Origin of the sequence: Fusobacterium sp. (assembly GCF_030528405.1) — a bacterium.
Lineage (GTDB): Bacteria > Fusobacteriota > Fusobacteriia > Fusobacteriales > Fusobacteriaceae > Fusobacterium.
The window spans coordinates 1-25,301 of record NZ_JAUMYY010000024.1 but is presented as its reverse complement, the minus strand read 5'-3'; the positions used below and the strand labels follow the sequence as shown (position 1 = coordinate 25,301).

Annotated in this window: 22 protein-coding genes; 18 read left to right on the top strand and 4 right to left on the bottom strand. The window is 27.4% G+C overall.

Translation table 11 applies throughout. From position 1 onward, the window contains the following. Positions 1 to 108: 108 nt before the first annotated feature. The 14 genes from Q4A58_RS05320 to lepA all read left to right on the top strand — a co-directional run bounded on the left by Q4A58_RS05320 (position 109) and on the right by lepA (position 16,446). On the top strand, positions 109 to 1,299 hold the full coding sequence (locus Q4A58_RS05320; RefSeq protein ID WP_303117198.1) for a class I SAM-dependent rRNA methyltransferase: 1,191 nt from the start codon (positions 109 to 111) through the stop codon (positions 1,297 to 1,299). A gap of 10 nt (positions 1,300 to 1,309) precedes the next feature. After that, positions 1,310 to 1,849, top strand: coding sequence for a CvpA family protein (locus Q4A58_RS05315; protein ID WP_303117196.1), 540 nt, complete (start codon positions 1,310 to 1,312; stop codon positions 1,847 to 1,849). A gap of 7 nt (positions 1,850 to 1,856) precedes the next feature. Continuing rightward, positions 1,857 to 2,933, top strand: coding sequence for an LptF/LptG family permease (locus tag Q4A58_RS05310; RefSeq protein ID WP_303117193.1), 1,077 nt, complete (start codon positions 1,857 to 1,859; stop codon positions 2,931 to 2,933). Further along, the gene (locus Q4A58_RS05305) at positions 2,933 to 4,024 is read left to right on the top strand and encodes an LptF/LptG family permease (protein ID WP_303117191.1); all 1,092 of its coding nucleotides are present in this window, start codon (positions 2,933 to 2,935) and stop codon (positions 4,022 to 4,024) included. The genes Q4A58_RS05310 and Q4A58_RS05305 overlap by 1 nt, the downstream gene beginning before the upstream one ends. Before the next feature lie 12 nt (positions 4,025 to 4,036). Next, positions 4,037 to 5,263, top strand: a complete 1,227-nt coding sequence (locus tag Q4A58_RS05300) for a pitrilysin family protein (RefSeq protein WP_303117189.1) — start codon at positions 4,037 to 4,039, stop codon at positions 5,261 to 5,263. Between the two features lie 17 nt (positions 5,264 to 5,280). Further along, positions 5,281 to 5,721 (top strand): dUTP diphosphatase, encoded by a 441-nt coding sequence (gene dut, locus Q4A58_RS05295; RefSeq protein ID WP_303117187.1) that lies wholly within the window; start codon positions 5,281 to 5,283, stop codon positions 5,719 to 5,721. 47 nt (positions 5,722 to 5,768) lie between these two features. Further along, on the top strand, positions 5,769 to 6,878 hold the full coding sequence (gene rodA, locus Q4A58_RS05290) for a rod shape-determining protein RodA (RefSeq protein WP_303117184.1): 1,110 nt from the start codon (positions 5,769 to 5,771) through the stop codon (positions 6,876 to 6,878). Further along, on the top strand, positions 6,875 to 7,759 hold the full coding sequence (locus Q4A58_RS05285; protein WP_303117182.1) for an RluA family pseudouridine synthase: 885 nt from the start codon (positions 6,875 to 6,877) through the stop codon (positions 7,757 to 7,759). The genes rodA and Q4A58_RS05285 overlap by 4 nt, the downstream gene beginning before the upstream one ends. 10 nt (positions 7,760 to 7,769) lie before the next feature. Then, the gene (locus Q4A58_RS05280) at positions 7,770 to 9,062 is read left to right on the top strand and encodes an NCS2 family permease (protein ID WP_303117180.1); all 1,293 of its coding nucleotides are present in this window, start codon (positions 7,770 to 7,772) and stop codon (positions 9,060 to 9,062) included. Positions 9,063 to 9,226: 164 nt separating this feature from the next. Then, entirely contained in the window at positions 9,227 to 9,508 is a 282-nt protein-coding gene (locus Q4A58_RS05275; RefSeq protein WP_303117177.1) for an HU family DNA-binding protein, read from the top strand. Positions 9,509 to 9,673: 165 nt separating this feature from the next. Then, entirely contained in the window at positions 9,674 to 11,020 is a 1,347-nt protein-coding gene (locus tag Q4A58_RS05270) for an MATE family efflux transporter (protein ID WP_303117175.1), read from the top strand. 120 nt (positions 11,021 to 11,140) lie between these two features. Further along, complete coding sequence (locus Q4A58_RS05265; RefSeq protein WP_303117172.1) at positions 11,141 to 12,673, top strand: PAS domain-containing protein; 1,533 nt, start codon at positions 11,141 to 11,143, stop codon at positions 12,671 to 12,673. Positions 12,674 to 12,836: 163 nt separating this feature from the next. Continuing rightward, positions 12,837 to 14,546 carry a YgiQ family radical SAM protein gene (locus tag Q4A58_RS05260; RefSeq protein ID WP_303117171.1) on the top strand — a complete coding sequence of 570 codons (1,710 nt, stop codon included), beginning with the start codon at positions 12,837 to 12,839 and terminating at the stop codon, positions 14,544 to 14,546. Positions 14,547 to 14,643: 97 nt separating this feature from the next. Further along, positions 14,644 to 16,446, top strand: coding sequence for a translation elongation factor 4 (gene lepA / locus Q4A58_RS05255; protein ID WP_303117168.1), 1,803 nt, complete (start codon positions 14,644 to 14,646; stop codon positions 16,444 to 16,446). Between the two features lie 93 nt (positions 16,447 to 16,539). On the opposite strand, the gene Q4A58_RS08090 is transcribed toward lepA, so the two are convergent. From Q4A58_RS08090 to Q4A58_RS05240, 3 genes are all read right to left on the bottom strand, one after another. Next, positions 16,540 to 16,899 carry a phosphatase PAP2 family protein gene (locus Q4A58_RS08090; protein WP_368501191.1) on the bottom strand — a complete coding sequence of 120 codons (360 nt, stop codon included), beginning with the start codon at positions 16,897 to 16,899 and terminating at the stop codon, positions 16,540 to 16,542. 368 nt (positions 16,900 to 17,267) lie between these two features. Then, the gene (locus Q4A58_RS05245) at positions 17,268 to 18,584 is read right to left on the bottom strand and encodes a sodium-dependent transporter (protein WP_303117161.1); all 1,317 of its coding nucleotides are present in this window, start codon (positions 18,582 to 18,584) and stop codon (positions 17,268 to 17,270) included. A gap of 9 nt (positions 18,585 to 18,593) precedes the next feature. Continuing rightward, complete coding sequence (locus tag Q4A58_RS05240) at positions 18,594 to 19,979, bottom strand: tryptophanase (protein WP_303117160.1); 1,386 nt, start codon at positions 19,977 to 19,979, stop codon at positions 18,594 to 18,596. A gap of 157 nt (positions 19,980 to 20,136) precedes the next feature. Here Q4A58_RS05240 and Q4A58_RS05235 point away from each other — a divergent pair, with 157 nt between their 5' ends. Together Q4A58_RS05235 and Q4A58_RS05230 are read left to right on the top strand one after the other, a co-directional pair. Beyond that, complete coding sequence (locus Q4A58_RS05235; RefSeq protein ID WP_303117158.1) at positions 20,137 to 20,775, top strand: M48 family metallopeptidase; 639 nt, start codon at positions 20,137 to 20,139, stop codon at positions 20,773 to 20,775. A 113-nt stretch (positions 20,776 to 20,888) separates the two neighbouring features. After that, complete coding sequence (locus tag Q4A58_RS05230; protein ID WP_303117156.1) at positions 20,889 to 21,698, top strand: DUF4198 domain-containing protein; 810 nt, start codon at positions 20,889 to 20,891, stop codon at positions 21,696 to 21,698. A gap of 44 nt (positions 21,699 to 21,742) precedes the next feature. On the opposite strand, the gene Q4A58_RS05225 is transcribed toward Q4A58_RS05230, so the two are convergent. Beyond that, positions 21,743 to 22,900, bottom strand: a complete 1,158-nt coding sequence (locus Q4A58_RS05225) for a dicarboxylate/amino acid:cation symporter (RefSeq protein WP_303117153.1) — start codon at positions 22,898 to 22,900, stop codon at positions 21,743 to 21,745. A 251-nt stretch (positions 22,901 to 23,151) separates the two neighbouring features. Between Q4A58_RS05225 and Q4A58_RS05220 the strand changes: the two genes are divergently transcribed. Both Q4A58_RS05220 and Q4A58_RS05215 read left to right on the top strand, forming a co-directional pair. Further along, complete coding sequence (locus tag Q4A58_RS05220; protein WP_303117152.1) at positions 23,152 to 24,435, top strand: serine dehydratase subunit alpha family protein; 1,284 nt, start codon at positions 23,152 to 23,154, stop codon at positions 24,433 to 24,435. Positions 24,436 to 24,574: 139 nt separating this feature from the next. Beyond that, positions 24,575 to 25,301, top strand: a 727-nt coding sequence (locus tag Q4A58_RS05215) for a DUF6612 family protein (RefSeq protein WP_303117150.1), incomplete at its 3' end; no start/stop codon positions are given.

The following is a 25,301-nucleotide window of genomic DNA, read 5'->3' as shown; positions in this document are numbered from 1 at the left end:
AATTAAATAAAAAATAAAATTCAATCTTTTTTATAAATATTTTTTTCAAAAAAACATTAGGTGTATGTTATAATATAAATTATTTAAATATTTATATAGAGGTCGAAAATGGCAAAAATAATTGTAAAAAAAGATAGGGAACAAAAAATATTAAATTTTTATCCTAATATATATGAAGATGAAATAAAAGAAAAAATAGGAATAGTTAAAAATGGAGATATAGTTGATATTTGTAATGCTGAAATGAAATTTTTAGCAAGAGGATATATAGTGGAAGGAAGCAATGCATATGTTAGAGTTTTAACTACAAAAGACGAAAAAATAAATAAAGAATTTATTTTTGAAAGAATAAAAAAGGCTTATGAAAAAAGAAGACATCTTTTAGAAGAAACTAATAGTATTAGGGTTTTCTTTTCTGAAGCTGATTATATACCAGGTTTAGTAATAGATAAATTTGATAAATATATTTCAGTACAATTTAGAAATTCTGCAGTTGAGATTTTTAAAGCAGATATAATAAATGCTATAAAGAAATATTTAAAACCTAAAGGTATTTATGAAAGAAGTGATGTAGAAAACAGAGTTATTGAAGGGGCTTCTTTTAAAACAGGTATTTTAGATGGTGAGATTCCTAATAGAATAATAATGCATGACAATTCTATAAAATACAATATAGATATAATAAATGGACAAAAAACAGGATTTTTTTTAGATCAGAGAGTTTCAAGAAAGTTTATTAGTTCTTATATTAATGAGAAAACTAGATTTTTAGATGTTTTTTCAAGTAGTGGAGGCTTTTCTATGGCTGCTCTAAAAGCTGGAGCCAAAGAAGTTATAGCTATAGATAAAGATAAGTATGCTTTGGAATTATGTTATGAGAATTTTAAATTAAATGAATTTGAAGAGAGCAATTCAAAATTTTCAACTATTGAGGGAGATGCTTTTATTATTTTAAATAGTCTTGCAGCAAGAAATGAAAAATTTGACATCATAACATTAGATCCTCCTTCACTTATAAAAAAGAAGTCTGAAATTTATAGAGGAAGAGATTTCTTTTTTGAGCTTTGTGATAAAAGTTTTAAAATTATAAAAAATAATGGCATACTAGGAGTAATTAGCTGTGCATATCATATAAGTTTACAAGATTTAATAGAAGTTACAAGAATGGCTGCCTCAAAAAATGGAAAGCTATTAAGTGTAATTGGAATTAATTATCAGCCAGAAGATCATCCATGGATTTTACATATACCAGAAACTTTATATTTGAAAGCTCTCTGGGTGAAAATTGAAGAAAGATAGGAGGATAGAAATGTATTTAGATATATTAATACTATTACTTATTGGAATAGGAATATTTAGTGGTTTAAGAAATGGAATTTTTACGGAAGTTATATCTCTTCTTGGTTTTGTTATTAATGTTATTATTGCAAATATATATACTCCTGTCGTATTAAAGTTTTTTAAAAAAGCAGAGAATATATTTGGAAATAATTATTTAATAACATATATAGTTACATTTATAACAGTTTATTTAATAATATCAATGGTTTTAATCTTTGTAAAAAAGGCCTTGAAAGAACAAAGAAAAGGATTTTTAAATAGAGTATTGGGTGGACTTTTAGGCTTTATAAAAGGAATTGCAGTTTCACTTATAATTGTTGTTATATATACATATATAATCAATATAGCTCCTAGTTTAGAAGTATATTCAAAAGATAGCAGAACCATAGAGTTATTCTATGAGATTGTTCCCAATGTTGAAAAACATATACCAGATATTTTACTTGAAAATTTTAATAAAAATGCAACAAAAAAAATAATTGAAAAACATATAAATACAGTAATATAGGAGAAATATGAAGATAATAAATAAATATATTTTAGAAGAATTAAAAGGTCCAGTAGTATTATCTGTATTTATTTTTACCTTTATTTTTTTACTGGATATAATGGTTACTATGATGGAGAATATAATTGTAAAGGGCATATCTTTAATAGATATTTTAAGACTGCTTTCTTTTTATATTCCACCAATTTTAACACAGACAATACCTATAGGCTTATTTTTAGGAATTATGATATGTTTTTCTAAATTTAGTAGAAATAGTGAATCAGTGGCTATGGTATCTACAGGTATGTCAATAAAGGATATATTAAAGCCTATATTATGCCTTGCTTTTCTCTTATCTTTTTTTATATTATTTTTGCAGGAGAGTATTATTCCTAGATCCTTTGTTAAATTAAAATATTTGGGGGCAAAAATAGCCTATGAAAATCCAATTTTTCAGTTAAAAGAAAAAACATTTATTGATAATGTGGAAAATTATAGTATATATGTTGATGAAGTTGATTCGAGCGGTAAGGCAAATAATATTTTAGTTTTTGAAAAGAGTGACAAAAATAATTTTCCCACTCTTTTAGTAGGTAAAGAAGCTTTGTGGAATGATTACTCCATAGTTATTAAAAATGCAGAATTTGTAAATTTTAGTGAAGAAGGGAAAAAAAACATAATAGGAAGATTTGATGAAAAAAAAGTTTCACTAACTCCATTTTTTGAAGATATAAACTTGAAAATAAAGGATGTGGAATCTCTTAGTATAAAACAATTATTGTCGGATATGAAATACAAGGATCATGAGGATAAACTTTCTTATAAAGTTGAAATTTTTAGAAAATTAGCTCTTATATACTCTACATTGCCTCTCTCTATTTTAGGTTTGGGGCTTTCTATAAGTCATCATAGAACTTCTAGAAAATATTCTTTTTCATTGGCAATTTTAATAGTTTTTTCATATATAGTACTCTTAAATATAGGTATAGTTTTAGCAAATTCAAAAAAAATAAATGCCTTTGTTGCAACTTGGTTACCTAATATTTTACTGTCATTGATTGCATATAAATTTTATCGTTTAAAACAATTGAGGGGAATATAATGATAAAAAAAATGGATATTTATATAAGTAAATATTTTCTTAAGTATTTTTTTATGAGTAGTTTTTCTTTCTTAGGAATATTTTTATTAGCACAGATGTTTAAAATTATAAAGTATATAAATGAAGGTAGATTAGTGGGAAAAAATATATATTTATATATACTTAGTCTAATACCTAAAATATTTATAGATATAGCACCACTTTCTGTTTTATTAGCAGGATTAATTACTATAAGTATTATGGCAAGCAATTTAGAAATTATATCTTTAAAAACTTCGGGTATACGTTTTTTTAGGATAGTTACAGCACCACTTCTTTTATCTTTTTTTATTTCATTGTCAGTATTCTTTATATATAATTCTATATATACAAAATCATTGTCTACTATTAATTTATTAAGAGGAAGAGAAACAGAAAACACTATAGTTTTGCCTAATGAAAAGCAAAATGCTTTCTATAGAAATATTGAAGGAAATTATTTGTATTTTGCTAAAGAAATTAATAGAAAAGAATCCAGAGCGTCTTATATAGAGGTAGTTGTATATGATAAAGATATTTCAAATCTTAAAGAGGTCATTACGGCTAAATCTGCAAGTTTTGATAAGGAAGAAAAGATATGGATATTCAACGATGTAAATATTTATAATGCTGAAAAGAAAGAAGAGATAAATTTAAAAGAATACAAAAATGAAAAATTTATAGATGGACCAGACAATTTTATAAGAACAAAGGGAATAGACCCTAGAATGCAAACTATAAAAGAATTAAAAAAATCAATAAAGGAACAAAAAAGTATAGGAGAGGATATTAAAATCTATTTAGTGGAGTTAGCTAAAAGATATTCATTTCCTTTTGCAAGCTTCATTGTTGCCTTTATAGGTTTATCTGTTGGTAGTAAATATATAAGAGGTGGAAAATCTACTATAAACTTGGTTATATGTATAGTAGTGGGCTATGCCTATTATATAGTTTCTGGTGCATTTGAAGCTATGAGTCTAAATGGAATATTAAACCCATTTTTTGCAAGCTGGATACCTAATATACTTTATTTAATAATAGGATTATTTTTTATGAATAAAGCAGAATACTAATAAGGAGAAGATGTGAATAATATAGAACTTAAAAAAATGAAAAATGGTATAACTTTAATAACAGAGGTTATACCCAGTATGGAAACTTTTAGTTTAGGGTTTTATGTAAAAACAGGTGCTATAAATGAGAGAAAAGATGAAAGTGGAATTTCACATTTCATAGAACATCTATTATTTAAAGGTACTAAACAGAGATCTGCCAAAGAAATATCTGAGTTTGTTGACTTTGAAGGAGGAATGATAAATGCCTTTACTTCAAGAGATACTACTTGCTATTATATAAAACTTATGGCAAGTAAAATAGACATTGGAATAGATATTTTAACTGATATGTTTTTAAATTCAACTTTTGATAAAGAAAATATAGAAAAAGAAAGAAATGTAATAATAGAAGAGATAAGAATGTATGAAGATATACCAGAAGAAATAGTACATGAAAAAAATATTGAATTTGCACTGAGCGGAATACATTCAAATTCAATTTCTGGAAGTGTAGAAAGCTTAAAAAAAATAGATAGAGATTTAATTTTAAATTATTTAAATGAACAGTATACACCTGATAATTTAGTTATAGTTGCTGTGGGAGCCTTTGATAAGGATTATTTATTTAATCAATTAAAAGAAAAATTAAAAAATTTAGTTAAGAAAAAAAGTGTAAGAACTTTAGATCTTTCTTATAAAATAAATTCTGGTGAAAATATTATAAAAAAGGACTCAAACCAAGTTCATTTATGCTTCACTACAAGAGGAATAGCTTATAGAGATCCTCTAAGGTATTCTGTAGCAATAATTTCTAATATTTTAGGCGAAGGAATGAGCTCAAGGCTTTTCCAAAAAATAAGAGAAGAAAGAGGCTTGGCATATTCGGTTTATTCTTACTTAACCAGATTTGAAAATTGTGGACTACTTTCAGTCTATGTAGGAACAACTAAAGAAGATTATAGAACAGTTATTGAGCTTATCAAAGAGGAATTAGAGAGTATCAAGCAAAATGGTATAAGTGAAAGAGAATTAAAGAAAGCAAAAAATAAATATGAAAGTGCTATAACTTTTAGTTTGGAAAGTATGGGATCTAGGATGAATAGATTGGCTTCATCATATTTAAATTATGGAAAAATAATAAGCTTAGAGGAGCTTAGAAAAGAAATAGAAGCAGTTAGTTTAGAAGATATAAAAAAAGCTGCACAATTTATTTTTGATGAAGGCTTTTATTCACAGACTATTGTTGGTAATATATAAAAATATGGAGAAAAATTATGGAAAAGATAAAAATTAAAGTTATAAAAGAAAAAGATGTTGTTTTACCCAAATATGAAACTAATGGATCAGCTGGACTTGATGTGAGAGCAAATATAAAAGAAGCAATTACTTTAAAGTCTTTAGATAGAGTTTTAATACCAACTGGTTTAAAGATGGCGATACCTTTAGGTTATGAGGTGCAAGTTAGACCAAGAAGTGGTCTTGCGATCAAGCATGGAATAACGATGCTTAACTCTCCAGGAACTATTGATAGCGATTATAGAGGAGAAATTAAAGTTATAGCTGTTAATTTAAGCAAGGATGACTATACTATAGAGCCTAATGAAAGAATAGCACAACTTGTTTTAAATAAAGTCGAACAGATGGAACTTATTGAAGTGGAATATTTAGATGAAACTGAGCGTGGTGAAGGTGGTTTTGGTCATACTGGAAAATAAAATATGGCTTTTAAACTATTTATAATAATTTTTAAAGAAGGTAAGTTATGAGTAATGGATTTTTTAAGAACTTTTTAAAAAAAATATCAAAAATAAATATTTTATTGATAATAAATGTTCTTTTGATTTTTATTTTAAGTTTGTCTACTATATATAGTGCAACTTTATCAAAAAGTTCTTCTTTTTTTAAAAAAGAGATAATATGGTTCATCATAGCCTTTTTGGTGTTTCTTTTTATTTCTTTTATTGATTATAGGAAATATTCAAAATATTCTTCCTATCTTTATATTTTTAATTTACTTTTACTTGTATCGGTTTTAGTTTTTGGAACTAAAAGATTGGGTGCAAGAAGATGGCTAGATTTAGGACCTATAACTATACAACCTTCAGAGTTTGCTAAGTTATTTTTAATTTTAACTTTCTCTGCCTTCTTGGTAAAAAATTATTCTGAAAAATATATGGGATTTAAATCCATGTTTATATCATTTTTACATATTTTTCCAGTATTTTTTTTAATACTCATTGAACCAGATTTAGGAACTTCCTTAGTAGTAATATTAGTATATGGAGTACTTCTATTCTTAAATAGACTAGATTGGAAATGTATAGTTGCAGTTTTTTTGTCCGTTTTCTTCTTTCTTCCTTTTGCATATAAATTTTTATTGAAAGAATATCAAAGGAATAGAGTTAATACTTTTTTAAGCCCTGAAAATGATGCTCTGGGAACGGGTTGGAATATAAGTCAATCAAAAATTGCCATAGGTTCTGGGCAAATATATGGAAAAGGATTTATGAATAATACACAGGGGAAGCTAAGATTTTTACCAGAATCTCATACAGATTTCATAGGTTCTGTTTTTTTGGAAGAAAGAGGATTTATTGGTGGCTCTATACTTATTCTTCTTTATATATTTTTGTTAGCACAAATAATTTATATAGCTGATACTACTGAAGATCAATTTGGAAAATTGATTTGCTATGGAATAGCAACAATTTTCTTCTTTCATATATTTGTAAATTTGGGTATGATAATGGGAATAATGCCTGTAACTGGTCTTCCTCTTTTACTTATGAGTTATGGTGGAAGTTCTTTGGTCTTTTCTTTTTTAATGCTTGGAGTTGTTCAAAGTGTTAAGATTCATAGAGGTATAAAATGATAGAATATATTATAGATGAGGACTATTCTGGAATTAGACTTGATAGTTATATTAAAAAAAAATTAACTTCTCTGTCTTTAACAGAAATTTATAAATTCATTAGAAAGGGAAACATAAAAATAAATAATAAGAAATGCAAGCATGATACGAGGTTAAACTTAGGAGATAGATTACAAATATATCTTAAAATGGATATTGGAAAAGAAGATGATAAGAAAGCTTTTATAAAGCTCTCAGAAGATAAAACTAAAAAATTAAAAAAAATTATTGTTTTTGAAGATGAAAATATATTTATTATAAACAAAGAGGCAGGTCAAGTAATACACAGAGGGAGTGGTCATAGCATAAGTTTACTTGAAGAATACAGAGCTTATTTTCAAAATAATATAATAAATTTTGTTAATAGAATTGATAAGGACACCTCTGGTCTTGTAATAGGGGCAAAGAATATAAGAACTGCTAGAAAACTAGCTGAATATATAAGAGAAAAAAAAATTAAAAAGAAATATTATATTTTAGTTCATGGCTTTATTGAAGATGAAAATTTTTCTTTAGTAAATTATTTAAAAAAAGAAGAAGAAAATGTAGTCGTTTTAGACTATGAGGAAAAAGGATATAAAAAATCTACAACATATTTTAAAAGAATTTTTTCTTCAAAGCTATATAGTTTATTAGAAGCTGAATTAGAAACAGGAAGGACACATCAGCTTAGAGTACAACTGGCACATATTCATCATCCTATAGTGGGAGATAAAAAATATGGAAGATATGATAGTGAGGAAGAGATGTTTTTACATTCTTATTATATTGATATTCCAAATGAAAATATTAGAATTAGTTTAGAAATACCAAAAACTTTTATAGATAAACTTAAGAATTGAAGGAGGAAAAATGGGATTTTTGGATAAGTTTTTTAAGATTAGTGAAAGAAATAGTACTATTTCTACTGAAGTAATGGGAGGAATTACAACATTTTTAGCTATGTCATATATTATTATAGTTAATCCTTCTATACTTTCTATTTCTGGGATGGATAAAGGAGCTCTTATTACAGTTACTATAATATCTACTGTATTTGGAACTTTGCTTTCAGGTTTGTACGCTAATGTGCCAATTGCATTAGCACCTGGTATGGGCTTAAATGCATTCTTCACATTTACTTTAGTTTTAGAAAAAGGAGTAAGTTGGCAAGTTGCTTTAGGTATGGTATTCATATCAGGAGTATTTTTCTTAATTCTTTCATTAGGAGGAATTAGAGAAAAAATAGCAGATGCAATTCCTTATGATCTTAAAATTGCAGTTGGTGGAGGAATAGGATTGTTTATTGCATTTATTGGTTTAAAAGCAATGGGATTAATAGTTGCAAATCCTGCTACATTTGTTAGTATAGGTCCATTTACTAAAACACTATGCATATCTATAGTAGGTCTTTTTGTAGTTATCATAATGGAAGTTAAAAAAATGAAAGGTGGAATCTTAATAGGAATAATTCTTACGACAATTTTAGCAATATTATTTGGAGAAGTTGAACTACCTAAAGAAATAATTTCAAGACCACCAAGCATAGCTCCAATTGCATTTAAACTTGATATAAAAGGTGCTTTGCAGATTTCTTTGTTAGGACCTATATTTTCTTTTATGTTTGTAGATTTATTTGATTCTTTGGGAACACTAATTAGTTGTGCAAAAGAAATGAATATGCTTGATAAGAATGGAAAAGTAAAAGATCTAGGAAAAATGTTATATACAGATGTAGCTTCTACAATAGTTGGTGCGACTTTAGGAACAAGTACAGTTACTTCTTTTGTAGAGTCGGCAGCTGGAATAGGTGCAGGAGCGAGAACTGGACTCTCTTCTGTTGTAACTTCAATTGGTTTTTTACTTGCATTATTTTTTGCTCCACTTATTTTAATAGTTCCTGGATATGCAACTGCTCCAGCTTTAATAATAGTTGGCATATATATGTTTAAGCAATTGGTATCTTTAAATTTTTCAGATTTAAAAATTCTATTTCCAGCCTTTGTAATAATATTTACAATGCCACTAACATATAGTATTAGCACGGGTATAGCATTAGGTTTCTTAGCATATATAATAATACATCTTGTCACTGGTGATTTTAGAAAATTAAATATACCTCTTGTTTTTATAGGTATTATATGCCTTATCCATACAATAGTTTAATATTTGATAAATTTGTAAATTAACTAGATAAAACAAGTAAAAAATAAAATATTATTCTTGACATATCGCTTTATTTATAGTAAAATTCGGCTATAGACAAATTAATTGTTGGCAAACTATAAGTTTTAACTAATTTTATTATTATAATATATGGAGGTTTTATTATGACTAAAAAAGAATTTGTTGCTGCTTTTGCAGAAAAAGGTGGATTAAAATTAAAGGAATCTGAAAGATTAGTAAATGCTTTCTTAGAAACAGTTGAAGGTGCTTTACTTTCTGGACAAGGAGTAAGATTTATAGGATTTGGATCTTGGGAAGTTAAAAAAAGAGAAGCTAGAGAAGTTATGAATCCTCAAACTAAGAAAAAAATTAAAGTTAAAGCTAAAAAAGTTGTTAAATTCAAAGTTGGAAAAACTTTAGCTGACAAAGTTGCAAAAATGAAATAATTCATAATTATAAAAAGACTGATTGTTAATTCAATCAGTTTTTTTTTGTATAAAGAAAGCACTTACTATGTGAGTTCTTCAAAATGAATCTTAAATTTGCAAAAAGCTAATTAATAATTTATAATACAAATAATAAGATATTTGAAATAATATAGAGGAGTTAAAATGAGTATACTGTCTAAAGATAAAAATGAAATAATACAGGGACTTCTTTGGAAAAGTTTTATATTTTATTTTTTTCCTATATTAATGAGTAACTTAGTACAACAGTCATATAGTATAGTTGATGCAATTATTATTGGAAATTTTGCAGGAAAGGAATCACTTGCGGCAATTGATGCTCCACTTGCATATATAAGGTTATTAATAAGTACTTTTATTGCACTTTCATCAGGTGGAGGAATAGTAATTTCTCAAGCATTTGGAAAAAAGGATTGGTCAGGAATAAAAAATAATATTTCAATTTTATTAAATTTATCTTTATTTGGAGGTATTATATTAACAGGAATAGGAATAATTTTTGCACCCAAATTTTTAAGGATAATGCTTGTTCCAGAAGATATATTTAATTTAAGTCTTGTTTATTTAAGAGTTTATTTTTCGGGAACTGTATTTGTTTTTTTATACAATATTATTTCAGGAATACTTCAAGCAATGGGAGATTCAAAAAATCCTTTTATTTATTTAACAATAAGCTCTATATTAAATATATTTTTAGATATAGTTTTTGTGGCATATTTTAAAATGGGGACATTGGGTGCTGCTCTAGCTACAATCATGAGTCAAGGAGTAGCTACAGTTTTAATTTTTTATAGATTGCTGAAATATAAAGATTTTTTTCTTTTTAAAATTTTTAATTATAGAAGAGATAAAGAATATCTTATTCAAATCTTTATACTGGGTCTTCCAATGGCAATGCAGGCAATTATATTTTCAATAGCGAATATGTTTATGCAGAGAGAAATAAATAGTTTTGGGACTTTAGCTATAGCAGGTTGGTCTATATCAGGAAAAGCTGACTTTCTAATTTGGAATACAGCTGAAAGTTTAGGTCTTTCAGTTACAACATTTGTAGCACAGAACTATGGGGCAAATAAGTTGAAAAGAGTTAAAAGAAGTGTTTTATACGCTTTTTTCCTAGGAAGCATTCTTTTTATAATTTTTAGTTCTACTTTATATATTTATATAGATTACATATCAGCTTTATTTACTCAAGATAAAGATGCTATAGATATGTCTGTCTTTTTGATGAGAATAATTGCACCATTTTATATTTTTTATATGTTTTCAGAGGTATTTGGTGGTGCAGTTAGAGGAATGGGAAACACTTTCTATCCAATGTTATGCTCATTAGTTGGTATTTGTATATTTAGATTAAGTTGGATATTTTTTATTCTTCCTAAGAATAGAGAATTAGCCACAGTTATAATAACTTATCCTTGGTCATGGTTCATAAGTGCATGCTTGCATTTTATTTCCTATATTTATTATTATAAATTTAAAAAAAATTAATTTTGAAATTTAAATCTTTTATTTATATATCTGCTGTAACAAATGTTACAGCTTTATTTATTAAAAAAAACTATAATTAATTTACAGATTTAATAAAAAATTAAATGGAGGATGAAGAGTATGGAAATGAAAAATTACTTGCCCCAAATTGATGATGAAAAATTAAAGTTTGTATTGGAAATTAAAGATAAATATAATTCAGGCGAAATTCATTTAGAAGAAGCAAGAAAACTTTTAAAAGAGAAAGTTGTTACTTTAAAGCCTTATGAGATAGCTTTTGCTGAGCAAAAACTAAAATCCTTTGATGAAAATGAATGTAGAAAAGAAGATATACAAGCTATGATGCAACTTTTTGATGGAGTCATGGATACAGGTAGACCGGACTTAAACGATAAGCATCCGATAATGTGTTACTATAGAGAAAATGACGAAGTAAAAGAAATTTTAGAAAAAATTAAGGAATTGAAAGAAAAGAAATATATTAAAAATGAGTGGTTAGAATTATATGATAAACTTACTTTATGGTGGAAACATCATTTAGCAAGAAAACAGAATCAACTATATCCACTTTTAGAAAAAAAAGGATTTGACAGACCTACAACGACAATGTGGGTTCTAGATGATTATGTAAGAGATACTATAAAAGAAGGAAAAAGACTCCTGGATGAAGATAGAGAAGAAGATTTTATCAAACATCAAATTGCAACAATAATAGATGTAACAGACTTAATGCAGAAAGAAGAAACAGTTCTTTATCCTACTTCACTTGCAATGATAAGAGAAGAAGAATTTGAGGATATGAAGATAGGTGACAGAGAAATAGGATTCTCATTTGAAACTTCCTCAGAGGAAGAGATTAAAATTTCTAATTCTAATGAAAATAATATAAAAGACAGCTTTGCAGACGATTTATCTAAGCTGTTAAATAAATACGGTTATTCTGCGGGAAGCAATTCAACATTTGATGTAGCTACTGGAAAGCTTACATTGGAGCAAATAAATTTAATATATAAAAATTTGCCTGTTGATATAACATATGTTGATGAAAATGAAATTGTAAAATTTTATTCAGATACAAAGCATAGAATATTTCCAAGAAGTAAAAATGTAATAGGAAGAGATGTAAAAAACTGTCATCCTAGAAAAAGCGTGCACATAGTCGAGGAAATAGTTGAAAAATTTAGAAGTGGTGAGCAAAATACTGCTGAATTCTGGATAAATAAACCTGATTTGTTTATCTATATATATTATGTCGCAATCAGAGATGAAGAAGGTAATTTTAGAGGTGTATTGGAAATGATGCAGGACTGTACTCATATAAGATCACTTCAAGGATCTAGAACTTTACTTGCCTGGGAAAATGAAAATACTCCAATTAATATAGAAAAACAAGAAGAAAAAGAAGATAAAAATATAAAAATCCTTAATGTTAATAAGATAGACGAAAATACATATTTAAAAGACTTATTGAAATCTTTTCCTTTTCTGGAAGATGAATTGGTTAAAATAAATGAAAAATTTGCTATGTTAAAAACTCCATTAGCAAAAGTGATGTTACCTAGTGCAACAGTTAAAAAAATGTCAGAGAAATCAGGTATGAACTTAGAAGAACTTTTAACGAAATTAAAGGAACTTATAAAATCAAAAATTTAATAGATAGAAAAGGAGCTGTTTTAACAGATAGCTCCTTTTAAATTATATGAAAACATACTAATATTATTAGCTAAATATAAGTTTATGTGTTAAAATAATTAATTAAAGAACTTTATTAATAATAGAAATTAAAATGTAGCTTTGAAGGAGTAATGAAAACTTAATGAAATTTTTACCTACAACTAAGGAAGAAATGAAAGAACTTGGATGGGAAAAACTTGATGTGATACTTGTTTCCGGTGATACATATTTAGATACTTCCTATAATGGGAGTTCACTTATTGGAAAATGGCTTGTAAAACATGGTTTTAAAGTTGGTATAATTGCACAACCTGAAATAGACAGTCCAAATGATATTACAAGATTAGGTGAGCCTGATCTGTTTTTTGCTATCTCAGGAGGTTGTGTAGATTCTATGGTAGCGAACTATACAGCAACTAAGAAGAAAAGGCAGCAGGACGATTTTACTCCTGGAGGTTTAAATAATAAAAGACCGGATAGAGCAGTTTTAGTTTATTCAAATATGATAAGAAGATTTTTTAAGGGAACAGATAAAAAAATTATAATAAGCGGAATAGAATCTAGCTTAAGAAGAATAACACATTATGACTATTGGTCTAATAAATTAAGAAAACCTATTTTATTTGATGCAAAAGCAGATATACTTTCTTATGGCATGGGAGAAATGTCTATGCTTGCACTTGCCAGAGCATTAAAAAATGGAGAAAACTGGCAGGATATAAGAGGACTTTGCTATATTTCAAAGGAGCCTAGAAAAGATTATTTAGCTTTACCGTCACATCAGGAATGTCTGGATAGTAAAGAAAAATTTACAGAATTATTTCATACTTTCTATTTGAATTGTGATCCTATAACTGCAAAGGGATTAATACAAAAATGCGATGATAGGTATATGGTTCAAAATCCTCCTTCACATAGCTATAGTCAAGAAATTATGGATGAAATTTATTCTATGGAATTTGCAAGAGATGTTCATCCCTATTATAAAAAACAGGGTATTGTTAAAGCTTTAGATACAATTAAATACTCTGTTACTACACATAGAGGCTGTTATGGTGAGTGTAATTTCTGTGCCATAGCTATTCATCAAGGTAGAACAATTATGTCTAGAAGCCAAGATTCAATAGTAAATGAAGTTAGCGAGATCTCTAAGATACCTAAATTTCATGGAAATATTTCAGATCTTGGAGGTCCTACAGCAAATATGTATGGTTTAGAATGTAAGAAAAAATTAAAATTAGGTTCCTGTCCTGACAGAAGATGTCTTTATCCTAAAAAATGTCCTTCTCTCATTGTAAACCATAAATCGCAGATAGATTTATTAAGAAAATTAAAAGCTATACCTAAAATCAAGAAGATATTTATTGCTTCAGGAATACGCTATGATATGATTTTAGATGACAATAAATGTGGACAGATGTATTTAAAAGAAGTAGTAAAAGATCATATATCTGGTCAGTTAAAGATAGCACCAGAACATACTGAAGATAAAATTTTAAATCTTATGGGTAAAGATGGGAAATCATGTTTAAATGAATTTAAGAATAATTTTTATAAATTAAACAATGAATTAGGAAAAAAACAATTTTTAACATATTATTTAATAGCAGCTCATCCAGGGTGTGGAGAAAAAGAAATGAAAGATTTAAAAAAATATGCTTCACAAGAACTGAAAATTAATCCAGAACAAGTTCAAATATTTACTCCTACTCCTTCAACTTATTCTACACTTATGTATTATACTGAGAAGGATCCTTTTACGAACAAGAAATTGTTTGTGGAAAAAGATAATTTAAAAAAACAAAAACAAAAAGATATAGTTATTGAAAAAAGAAAAAATATAAAAAGATAATATAGTTGAAATTTTTCTTTCTCTCCTATTTATGATTTATTGACACTTTTTTCAAAATACTTTATAATAAAATGATAAATAAATATAGGAGGATATAATGCTACAAAAAAATAAGAGAAATTTTTCAATTATAGCACATATAGACCATGGTAAATCGACATTAGCTGATAGACTTTTAGAATATACTGGTGCAGTTTCTGAAAGAGATATGAAAGAGCAACTTTTAGATTCTATGGATCTTGAAAGAGAAAAGGGAATAACTATAAAAGCTCAAGCAGTTACTTTATTTTATAAGGCAAAAGATGGTGAAGAATATGAGCTTAATTTAATAGATACTCCTGGACATGTGGATTTTATATATGAAGTTTCAAGATCACTCACTGCTTGTGAGGGAGCTCTACTTGTAGTTGATGCTGCACAGGGAGTTGAAGCACAAACCTTAGCAAATGTATATCTTGCCATAGAAAACAATCTTGAAATACTACCTGTCATAAATAAAATAGATTTACCTGCTGCAGAACCAGAAAAGGTAAAAAAAGAAATAGAAGACATCATAGGTTTGCCAGCAGATGATGCAGTCTTGGCCTCTGCTAAAAATGGTATAGGTATAGAAGAAATTTTGGAAGCAGTTATTAAAAATATTCCTGCACCTAATTATGATGAAAAAGCTCCTTTAAAGGCCCTTATATTTGATTCATATTTTGACGATTATAGAGGTGTAATTACTTATATAAAAGTTTTAGATGGTAGCATAAAAAAAGGTGATAGAATAAAAATTTGGTCTACAGAAAAAGAACTAGATGTTATGGAAGTTGGAATTTTTTCTCCTACTATGAAGATTACCGATATTTTAACTAGTGGTTCTGTTGGTTATATTATAACAGGAGTTAAAACTATACACGATACAAGAGTTGGAGATACAATAACTTGGGCAAAAAATCCTTGTCTTTTTCCATTAGAAGGTTTTAAACCAGCACAATCAATGGTGTTTGCAGGTATTTATCCTCTATTTACAGATGATTATGAAGAATTAAGAGAAGCATTGGAGAAACTTCAATTAAATGATGCTTCATTAACTTTTGTCCCTGAAACATCTCTAGCTTTAGGTTTTGGTTTTAGATGTGGTTTCTTAGGCTTACTTCATATGGAAATTATTGTGGAAAGACTTAGAAGGGAATATAACTTGGATTTAATTTCAACTACACCTTCTGTTGAATATAAAGTTAGAGTTGACGACAAGGAAGAAATGATAATTGATAACCCTTGTGAATTTCCTGAGTTAGGGCGTGGAAAAATAACCATTCAAGAACCTTATATAAGGGGGAAAATAATTGTTCCTAAAGAATATGTTGGGAACATTATGGAGCTTTGTCAAGAAAAGAGAGGGATATTCATTTCAATGGATTATCTCGATGAAACAAGATCAATGCTTTCTTATGAATTGCCACTTGCAGAAATAGTTATAGATTTTTATGATAAACTAAAATCAAGAACTAAAGGTTATGCTTCATTTGAATATGAATTGAGTGAATATAAGGTTTCAAATTTAGTAAAGGTAGATATTTTAGTTTCAGGAAAACCTGTTGATGCTTTTTCTTTTATTGCACATAATGATAATGCATATTATCGAGGAAGAGCTATTTGTGAGAAATTAAGAGAAGTTATACCAAGACAGCAATTTGAAATTCCTATACAGGCTGCTTTAGGTTCAAAGATAATTGCCAGAGAAACTATTAAAGCCTACAGAAAAAATGTTATAGCTAAATGTTATGGTGGAGATATAACAAGAAAGAAAAAACTTCTTGAAAAACAAAAAGAAGGAAAAAAGAGAATGAAGAATATAGGAAATGTGGAAATTCCACAAGAAGCTTTTGTATCTGTATTAAAATTAAATGATTAAAAAAGATGACTATGAACTATCTGTCCTATCCTATAAGGCTGTAGTTTATAGTCTTTTTTAATAGTAGAATATAATTTTTTATAAAAAATTTTTTTAAAGTTCAATATATTTCTTTTTAATTTTATCAGGAAAAATAAAAAAGGTAATTGCTATTACAACAATAGCTGCCAAAAAATCTATAAAGTGATGTTGATAGACAAATATAACAGATATTGCTATTAAGAATGCCCAAAAACAAGCTAGGTATTTAAAAGGAGACTTGAGCTCTTTATAAAATACTGTAATATATAATAAAGCATAGCTAACATGTAGTGAAGGGCATTGGTTAAAATCACTATCAAAAACTTTGAGTAAAAAAAATAGGAATCTATATATAGTATTTTCGACTATTGGTTTTGTAAAGCTGAATTTTAAAGGATAAATAAAAAAAATTGAGCTGGAAAGAATTGTCATAAAATTAGCTCTTTTAAATAATAAGATCAAATTATTTTTATTTTTGGGCAATAAAAAAATAATGGAGAAAAGTAGCCCTGAAGTCATATATGGAACTATTAAAATTGGTATAAATGGAATATTTTTTTCCCAAGACATAACTATAGAAGAAACTTCCTTAATAGTTTTAGTGTAAAACTCAGCCGATTTATAAAGAAATACAAATAAAAAAGAAGAGAAAAGCATATATTTTATTTTTAATTTTAGTAATTGTTTTTTCATTTATTTTAGTACTCCTTTATAAAATATAATAAAATTTAGTGTTAAAAAATTTTATTTTTTATAGTTAAAGGGGTTATAGCTTTTTAATCAATAACCCCTTATAGTTTTTATCCTATTCCATTATATATAATACCAGCAATTATAACAAATAATGTCAAACCACAGAAAAGATATTTTCCTAATGGAATTAAAAATTTCATATCTTTATACTTACTACCTTGCATTATTGCATCATAGGCAAATTTATCACCACATACCCAGTAAAAGACTATTGCAGCGAGTAAAGCTCCTAAAGGAATAATATATATACTTATAAAATCCATCCAACTTCCTAAAATATTTCCATCTTCAAGATAGATAGCCACTATAGCTCCTAAGCCCATAACCAATAGAACTGATGAAAATCTAGACAGTTTAAATTTATTTTGTAAAGCTTCAATCGGAGTTTCAAAAAGATTAATAAGTGATGTTATAGCAGCAAATAGAACTGCTAAAAAGAAAATAGAGCTAAATAAAATTCCCAAAGGCATCTTTTTAAAAATCTCAGGCATTACTATAAACATAAGAGGAGGGCCTGCAGAGGGCTCTACACCATATGCAAAAACAGCTGGTATGATAACAAGAGCTGCAAGCATAGCTGCCATAGTATCAAATATAGATACATAGATAGCAGAATTTACTATATCTTCATCTTTTTTTAGATAACTACCATATACTACAGTTCCAGAACCTGCTAATGATAATGAAAAAAAGGCTTGTCCTAATGCAAAAACCCAAGTTTTAGGATTAGCTAATTTAGACCAATCTGTTTGAAATAAAAATTTATATCCTTCAAAAGAATTAGGTAGAAAAAACACTCTTAAGGCAAGAAATAAAAACATGAAGAAAAATAAAGGCATCATAATTTTATTAACCTTCTCTATACCTTTTCCAACTCCTAAATTCATGATTAATATTACTAGAACTAAAGCTGCAATGTGCCAGCCTAAACTTCCATATTTTCCAGCAATAGCACCAAAGAAAGCTCCACTATTTTCTGAAGAAGTTACTGCACCAGTAAAGGATTGAATAGTAAATTTTAATATCCATCCCACAACAACTGAATAACCTACAGCAATACCTAATGAACCTATAACAGGTATAAGACCTATTATTTCACCATAACTCTTTCCTCTTAATTCCAATGCTTTTTTGAAAGCTCCCAGAGGACCTGTTTGCATTGCTCTACCTAATGCCATTTCTTCAATTACTCCAGAAAAACCAAGTAAGATTATAAAAATAAAATAAGGAATAATAAATGCTGCCCCACCAAGTTGTCCTACTTTATAAGGAAAGAGCCAAATATTTCCCATTCCAACAGCTGAACCAATACAGGCTAATATAAATCCACTTTTAGTTTTAAAATTTTCTCTTATTTCAGCCATAAAACCTCCTTATTTTTTAATAGGTTCTAAACTAGCTTGGAAATGCCTTAAAACAGGAGGCTCCCAAGTAATTCTATATCCTGAAATAGACTGAGCTCTTTTCTTAATTTCTATAAGTGCGTCAGCCATTATATCAAAGTGAGCTTGAGTATATACTCTTCTTGGAATTGCAAGTCTTGTAAACTCAAATTCAGATTTTAACTGTTCCTTAGTATCTGGATCATTACCTAACATATAAGATCCAATATCACAAGTTCTTATTCCTGCTTCTATATAAAGTTCTATAGCAAGTGCTTGTCCTGGAAATTCATTGTAAGGTATATGTGGTAAAAGAGCTTTAGCATCTATAAATAAGCCATGTCCTCCGACAGGTGCTTGATATGCTATTCCATTATCATCAAGTATAGAAGCCAAGTATTCAATTTGTCCTATACGATATCTTAAATAATTTTCATCTAAGCCTTCTGTAAGTCCTATAGCTAAAGATTCTAATTCTCTTCCTGAAAGACCACCATAAGTCGTAAATCCTTCAAAACATATTGTATTAGCTTTAACTTTTTGATAAAGCTCAGCATTATCTTTTATTCCTATTAGTCCACCCATATTTACTATGGCATCTTTCTTTGCACTCATTGTAAAGAAGTCTGCATAGCTAAACATTGTTTTGGTAATTTCATCTATAGATGAATTTTTAAACTCTTCTTCTCTTTGCTTTATAAAATAAGCATTTTCTGCATATCTAGCAGCATCTATACATAGGGGTATGGAATATTTCTTAGCAATAGCAGAAACTTTTCTCATATTATCTATAGAAACTGGCTGCCCACCAGCAGAGTTATTTGTAATAGTCATTACAATAAGCCCTACTTTTTCTTTTCCATATTCATTTATTAATTTTTCTAATTTTTCAACATCCATATTTCCTTTAAAAGGAGCTCTTATTGAAGGATTACCAGCTTCTTTAACAACACAATCAACAGCTCTGGCTCCAGCTAATTCAACATGAGCTCTAGTTGTATCAAAAAACATATTAGAAATAGCAATTTTACCACCAGTAAGTAATATAGGAAATAATACTTTTTCAGCTGCTCTTCCTTGATGAACAGGTTGTATAAATTTATAAGCGAAAATTTTTTGAGCAGTTTCAATTAAATTGAAATAACTTCTTCCTCCAGCATATGCTTCATCTCCTCTCATTATTCCTGCCCATTGATAGTCACTCATTGCATTAGTTCCACTATCTGTCAAAAGATCAATGTAAACATCTTCTGCTTTTAAATTGAATAAATTATATTTAGCTTCTTTAATTTTTTCAATTCTTTCTTCCTTAGTTAACATTTTAATTCTTTCCACCATTTTAATTCTAAATGGTTCTGGTACATATTTAATTGCCATAAAAATCCTCCTTTTACAGTTTTAAAATTTAACTTTAATTACTAAAAATTAAAATTATATATATAATTATAGCATATTAAGAAAAATTTAAATAGATTTAAAAAATTTTGTAGATTTCTGATATAATAAATAAAAAGAAAATATATAGGACGATAGAATGAATTATAAGATAATCAAAAAGAAAATAAAAAGTTTTATTATTAGAATTTATCCAGATAAAAAAATTATTGTTTCTGTTCCTTATTCTGCAAGTTCTGAGGAAATTGAAGCTTTTTTAGAAGGAAAAAAAGATTGGATAAATAAAAGTTTAAAAAAACTCTCTAATAAAGATATCGAAACAGAAAATAATATAATTTTATTAGGTAAGCTCAGAACAAAAAGATTAATAAAATCTGAAATGAATATGATAAGATTGAGCCAAAAAAATATCTATATATATCATAAGGAAGACAATATAGAAAACTCTAAAATAAATTCTATGATAGAAGAGTGGAAGAAAACAGAATTAGATAGTATCATAAGAGAGTATATAGAGAAATATACTTTTCTTTTAAATACTCAAATAAAAACTTATAAAATAAAAAAAATGTCCTCTGCATGGGGTATATATCATACAAAAAATAATTATATAACTTTTAATTATGATTTAATTAAAAAAGATAAAAAATGTATAGAATATGTTGTATTGCATGAACTATGTCATATATTTTTTCAAAATCATAAAAAGGAGTTTTGGAATTTAGTTGAAAACTATATGTCTGATTACAAAATGTATAGAAAACTTTTAAAGCAATAAAAGCAATGAAAGCAAATTTTTCTTTATTGACTAATATTTATTCAGATGATAAAATAAAGAGAATCAAAATAAATAAAAAGCTTATTTTTATTTTAAAATTTAGGAGGTATAAAATGTCAACAAAAAAAATTTTAGTAACTGCTTTATTTTCATGTTTATCAATATCTGCATTTTCACATTTTCAAATGTTATATACTGAAAATTCTGATATAAGTGGAAAAGCATCGGTTCCTTTTGAACTAATTTTTACTCACCCTGCTGATGGTGTAGAAGCACATAGTATGGATATTGGAAAAGATCACAATGGAAAAATTTTACCTGTAGAAGCTTTTTTCTCTGTTCATAATGAAGAAAAAAATGACTTAAAGAAATTTTTAATGCCATCAAAATTTGGTAAAGATAAAAAAGTAACTTCTTATAAATTTAATTTAGATAGAAATTCTGGTTTAAAAGGCGGAGGAGATTGGGGATTAGTTTTCGTTCCTGCTCCATATTATGAGCAATCAGAAGATATATTCATACAACAAGTTACTAAAGTTTTTGTAAATAAGGATGAAATTCCAACTGACTGGTCATCTAGAATTGCTGAAGGTTATCCAGAAATTATTGCACTTTCAAATCCAATAACTTGGGAAAATCAAATATTTAGAGGACAGGTTGTAGATGCTAAAGGAAAAGCAGTAGCTAATGCAGAAATAGAAGTTGAATATTTAAATGCTGAAATAAAAAATTCAATGTTTACTGGAAAAAATAAAGAAGAAAAAGTCGCTACAGTAATATATGCTGATGCTAATGGTTATTTTTCATTTGTTCCAGTACATAAAGGATATTGGGGCTTTGCAGCCTTAGGAGCTGGTGGAGAATTAAAACATAATGGAAAAGAATTATCTCAAGATGCTGTTCTTTGGATAGAAGCAAAATAAAAAAATAAAAACTTCCTATTAAAAATAGGAAGTTTTTTTATGTTTTATTTCTTTTTAAAAATTCCATTTAATATAAGTGCAAGTGCACCATCACCAGTTATGTTACATGCAGTACCGAAACTATCTTGTAGAGCAAAAATTGTAAGTATAAGAGCAGTTCCGTTTTCATCAAAACCTAAAACCGAAATGATAATTCCAAGAGAAGCAAGTACTGTTCCGCCAGGTACACCAGGAGCACCCACTGCAAAAATACCAAGTAGTACTATAAATAAAATCATAGTTCCAAATGACGGAAGACTTCCGTAAAGTATTTGTGAAACCACCATAACAAAAAATGTTTCAGTTAATACAGAACCACATAAGTGAGTTGTGGCACCTAAAGGTATAGCAAAATTTGTAATTTCATCATCTAAAACTCCAGCTTTTTTAACACAGTTTAAACTTACAGGTAATGTTGCAGCTGAAGACATAGTACCTACTGCTGTTAAATAGGCAGGTCCATAATGTTTTAAAAGTTTCCATGGATTTTGTTTTGAAATAATTCCAGCTATAGTATATAGTAAGGCAATCCAAACATAATGACCAATTAAAACTATTAATATTACCTTAAGGAAAACTGGAAATTGTTTTGTAATACTACCTTCATATGCTAAAGCTGCAAAAGTTATAGCTATAAATATAGGTAATATAGGTATAATTATTTTGTTTACAATCTCAAGCATAATTTTATTAAATTCCATTAAGATACCTTCTATCTGTTTAGCTTGAGTCCATACAACCGAAAGACCTATAAGTAAAGATAAAACTAAGGCCCCCATTACTGAAATTGCAGGTGGAATTTGTACCTTAAATAAAATTTTTGGTAGTTCTTTTAATCCCTCAACATCAGAAACAATATGTAACTTAGGAATAATTATAAAACCTGCAATTGTTGACATCAATGCAGCACCAACAGATGATATGTAAGATAAACTAATCATAGTTCCCAACATTTTACTTGCATTCGTCTTTAACTGTGTTATAGAAGGTGCAATGAAACCGATAATAATTAAAGGAACAGCGAAGAAAATTAATTCACCCAAGAAAAATTTTATTGGTAAAATAATAGAAATTACTCTTTCATTAGCAAAAAGCCCTACAACTATACCAATAATTACAGCAATAATCAATTTTAAAATTAAAGTATCCCCTTTTTTTTCCATATTTTGCCTCCTTAGTTACTAAAATTATATATCATAATAAAACAAAAATCAAGATATCTAAAAATAAACTATGCTTCTTTAAAAATATTTTTTAGCTATGCTGCAAAAATTTTTTCTTTTTGTTCTAATATTTTTATATTTAATATTAAAAAATAAGAAAAAAATTATTATTTTAGTTCTATAAATGACTTCTAAAATATGTTATACTATCTATATAGAATAAAACTAAACAAGTTATTGGAGGAAATGATATGGATAATATAGAAAAAATTCTAAAAATTTTAGAAGAAGAAATTGTCCCAGCAGAAGGATGTACTGAACCAATAGCAATAGCATATGCAGCAGCAAAAGCAAGAAAAATTTTAGCTGCTCTTCCTACAAAGGTTGATATCTATCTTTCTGGAAATATTATAAAAAATGTAAAAAGTGTTACTATACCTAATAGTGAAGGAATGGTAGGTATAGAAGTTTCAGTAGCTATGGGGCTTGTAGCTGGTGATTCTGATAGAGAATTAATGGTTATAAGTGACGTAAGTTCAGAGAAGCTTCAGGAAGTAAAAGAATATTTAGAAAAAAAAATAATTAAAACTCATGTCCATCCAGCAGATATCAAATTATATATACGAATGGAAATAGCAAATGAAAAAGACAATGTTATTTTAGAAATTAAACATACACATACAAATATAACTAGGATAGAGAAAAACGGAAAAATACTATTAAATCAAATTTGTAATGATGGAGATTTTAATTCAGCACTTACTGATAGAAAAATTTTATCTGTTAAATATATTTATGAATTGACTAAAAATATTGATATAAACTTAATAAAACCAATTTTTCAAAAAGTAATATCTTATAATTCTGCTATTGCTGAAGAAGGATTAGCTGGGAAATATGGTGTTAATATAGGAAAAATGATACTTGATAATATAGAGAAAGGCATTTACGGAAACGATATTAGAAACAAAGCTGCAAGTTATGCTGGTGCAGGTAGTGATGCAAGAATGAGTGGCTGTGCACTGCCTGTAATGACAACAAGCGGAAGTGGAAATCAAGGAATGACAGCCTCCTTACCAATTATAAAGTTTGCAGCTGAAAAAAATTTAACAGAAGAAGAGTTAATAAGAGGTCTTTTTATGTCGCATCTCATGACTATACATATAAAGACAAATGTTGGAAGACTCTCTGCATACTGTGGAGCAATATGTGCTTCGGGAGGAGTTGCAGCAGCTCTTACTTATTTATATGGCGGAACTTATGAAATGGTTTGTGGAGCTATAACTAATATTTTAGGCAACTTATCTGGTGTTATCTGTGATGGTGCTAAAGCTTCTTGCGCTATGAAAATATCTTCTGGAATTTATTCAGCTTTTGATGCAGCCATGCTTGCCTTACAAGAAGATACTTTAAGAGCTAGAGATGGAATTATTGGTGAAGATATAGAGAAGACTATAAAAAATGTTGGAAATCTTGCACAAGCTGGAATGCAAGGAACTGATGAAGTGATTTTAGATATTATGACAAAGGAATAAGTTTTCTTTAGGACTTAATAAAATAAATTTAACTTGAAAATAAACTATTGCAATTAAAAATATTTATAAAATATGCTATAATTTAAATAATAAATATTATCAAATACATTATTTAAGTTATTTTACTTAAGGAGGACTTATGAAAAAAATTTTTAAAAATCTATTTTTAATTTTAAGTATCATATTTTTTTCTTTTTTTATAGTTAATTGTACTAAGAAAGAAAAACTTTCTAAAAAAGAAGTAATAGAAAGATTTGTAGAAAATTCTAAAAATTTAAAAAGCGCAGACATGAATAGTGAGATAACTCTAAAAGATGAAAGTGATAAAAATTCTAAATTAAATCTTAATTTTTCAACAGAAGCATCAATTATAATAGAGCCTTTTTCTATGAAAATAAATATGACTATACCTATGCAATCTCAAAAAGTTGAAATGTATATAAAAAATGAATATGTATACATTTTAAATCCAATGACAAATCAATGGATTAAAAAGGCTGAGAAAGAATTAAATCAATATTTAAAAAATTCTCTAGCTAGCAGTAATGAAATCTATGATATTATAAAAAATAATGTTGACAAAATTGATTTACAAGAGAAAGATAAATATTATATTATGACTATAGCAGATGCGACATTACTTTTTGAAGATGCTTTTAAAAAACAACTTTTGAGCCTAAATTTAAATAACAATGATTTATTAAATTCTTTTCCTATTGAAAACCTTTTCCTCACATATACAATTGATAAAAAAACATATCTTCCAATTTCTTCATATAGTCAATTTGATATTATTATAGAAGGAAAGCGAGTAAATATGTCTATAGATACAAAATTTTATAATATAGATAAAGTAAAAGAAATAA

Bases quoted from the DNA above. Each gene is read 5' to 3' on its own strand.
- Q4A58_RS05320 (WP_303117198.1), top strand. From the start codon at position 109: ATGGCAAAAATAATTGTAAAAAAAGATAGGGAACAAAAAATATTAAAT.
- Q4A58_RS05315 (WP_303117196.1), top strand. From the start codon at position 1,310: ATGTATTTAGATATATTAATACTATTACTTATTGGAATAGGAATATTT.
- Q4A58_RS05310 (WP_303117193.1), top strand. From the start codon at position 1,857: ATGAAGATAATAAATAAATATATTTTAGAAGAATTAAAAGGTCCAGTA.
- Q4A58_RS05305 (WP_303117191.1), top strand. From the start codon at position 2,933: ATGATAAAAAAAATGGATATTTATATAAGTAAATATTTTCTTAAGTAT.
- dut (WP_303117187.1), top strand. From the start codon at position 5,281: ATGGAAAAGATAAAAATTAAAGTTATAAAAGAAAAAGATGTTGTTTTA.
- rodA (WP_303117184.1), top strand. From the start codon at position 5,769: ATGAGTAATGGATTTTTTAAGAACTTTTTAAAAAAAATATCAAAAATA.
- Q4A58_RS05285 (WP_303117182.1), top strand. From the start codon at position 6,875: ATGATAGAATATATTATAGATGAGGACTATTCTGGAATTAGACTTGAT.
- Q4A58_RS05280 (WP_303117180.1), top strand. From the start codon at position 7,770: ATGGGATTTTTGGATAAGTTTTTTAAGATTAGTGAAAGAAATAGTACT.
- Q4A58_RS05275 (WP_303117177.1), top strand. From the start codon at position 9,227: ATGACTAAAAAAGAATTTGTTGCTGCTTTTGCAGAAAAAGGTGGATTA.
- Q4A58_RS05270 (WP_303117175.1), top strand. From the start codon at position 9,674: ATGAGTATACTGTCTAAAGATAAAAATGAAATAATACAGGGACTTCTT.
- Q4A58_RS05265 (WP_303117172.1), top strand. From the start codon at position 11,141: ATGGAAATGAAAAATTACTTGCCCCAAATTGATGATGAAAAATTAAAG.
- Q4A58_RS05260 (WP_303117171.1), top strand. From the start codon at position 12,837: ATGAAATTTTTACCTACAACTAAGGAAGAAATGAAAGAACTTGGATGG.
- lepA (WP_303117168.1), top strand. From the start codon at position 14,644: ATGCTACAAAAAAATAAGAGAAATTTTTCAATTATAGCACATATAGAC.
- Q4A58_RS08090 (WP_368501191.1), bottom strand. From the start codon at position 16,899: ATGACAATTCTTTCCAGCTCAATTTTTTTTATTTATCCTTTAAAATTC.
- Q4A58_RS05245 (WP_303117161.1), bottom strand. From the start codon at position 18,584: ATGGCTGAAATAAGAGAAAATTTTAAAACTAAAAGTGGATTTATATTA.
- Q4A58_RS05240 (WP_303117160.1), bottom strand. From the start codon at position 19,979: ATGGCAATTAAATATGTACCAGAACCATTTAGAATTAAAATGGTGGAA.
- Q4A58_RS05235 (WP_303117158.1), top strand. From the start codon at position 20,137: ATGAATTATAAGATAATCAAAAAGAAAATAAAAAGTTTTATTATTAGA.
- Q4A58_RS05230 (WP_303117156.1), top strand. From the start codon at position 20,889: ATGTCAACAAAAAAAATTTTAGTAACTGCTTTATTTTCATGTTTATCA.
- Q4A58_RS05225 (WP_303117153.1), bottom strand. From the start codon at position 22,900: ATGGAAAAAAAAGGGGATACTTTAATTTTAAAATTGATTATTGCTGTA.
- Q4A58_RS05220 (WP_303117152.1), top strand. From the start codon at position 23,152: ATGGATAATATAGAAAAAATTCTAAAAATTTTAGAAGAAGAAATTGTC.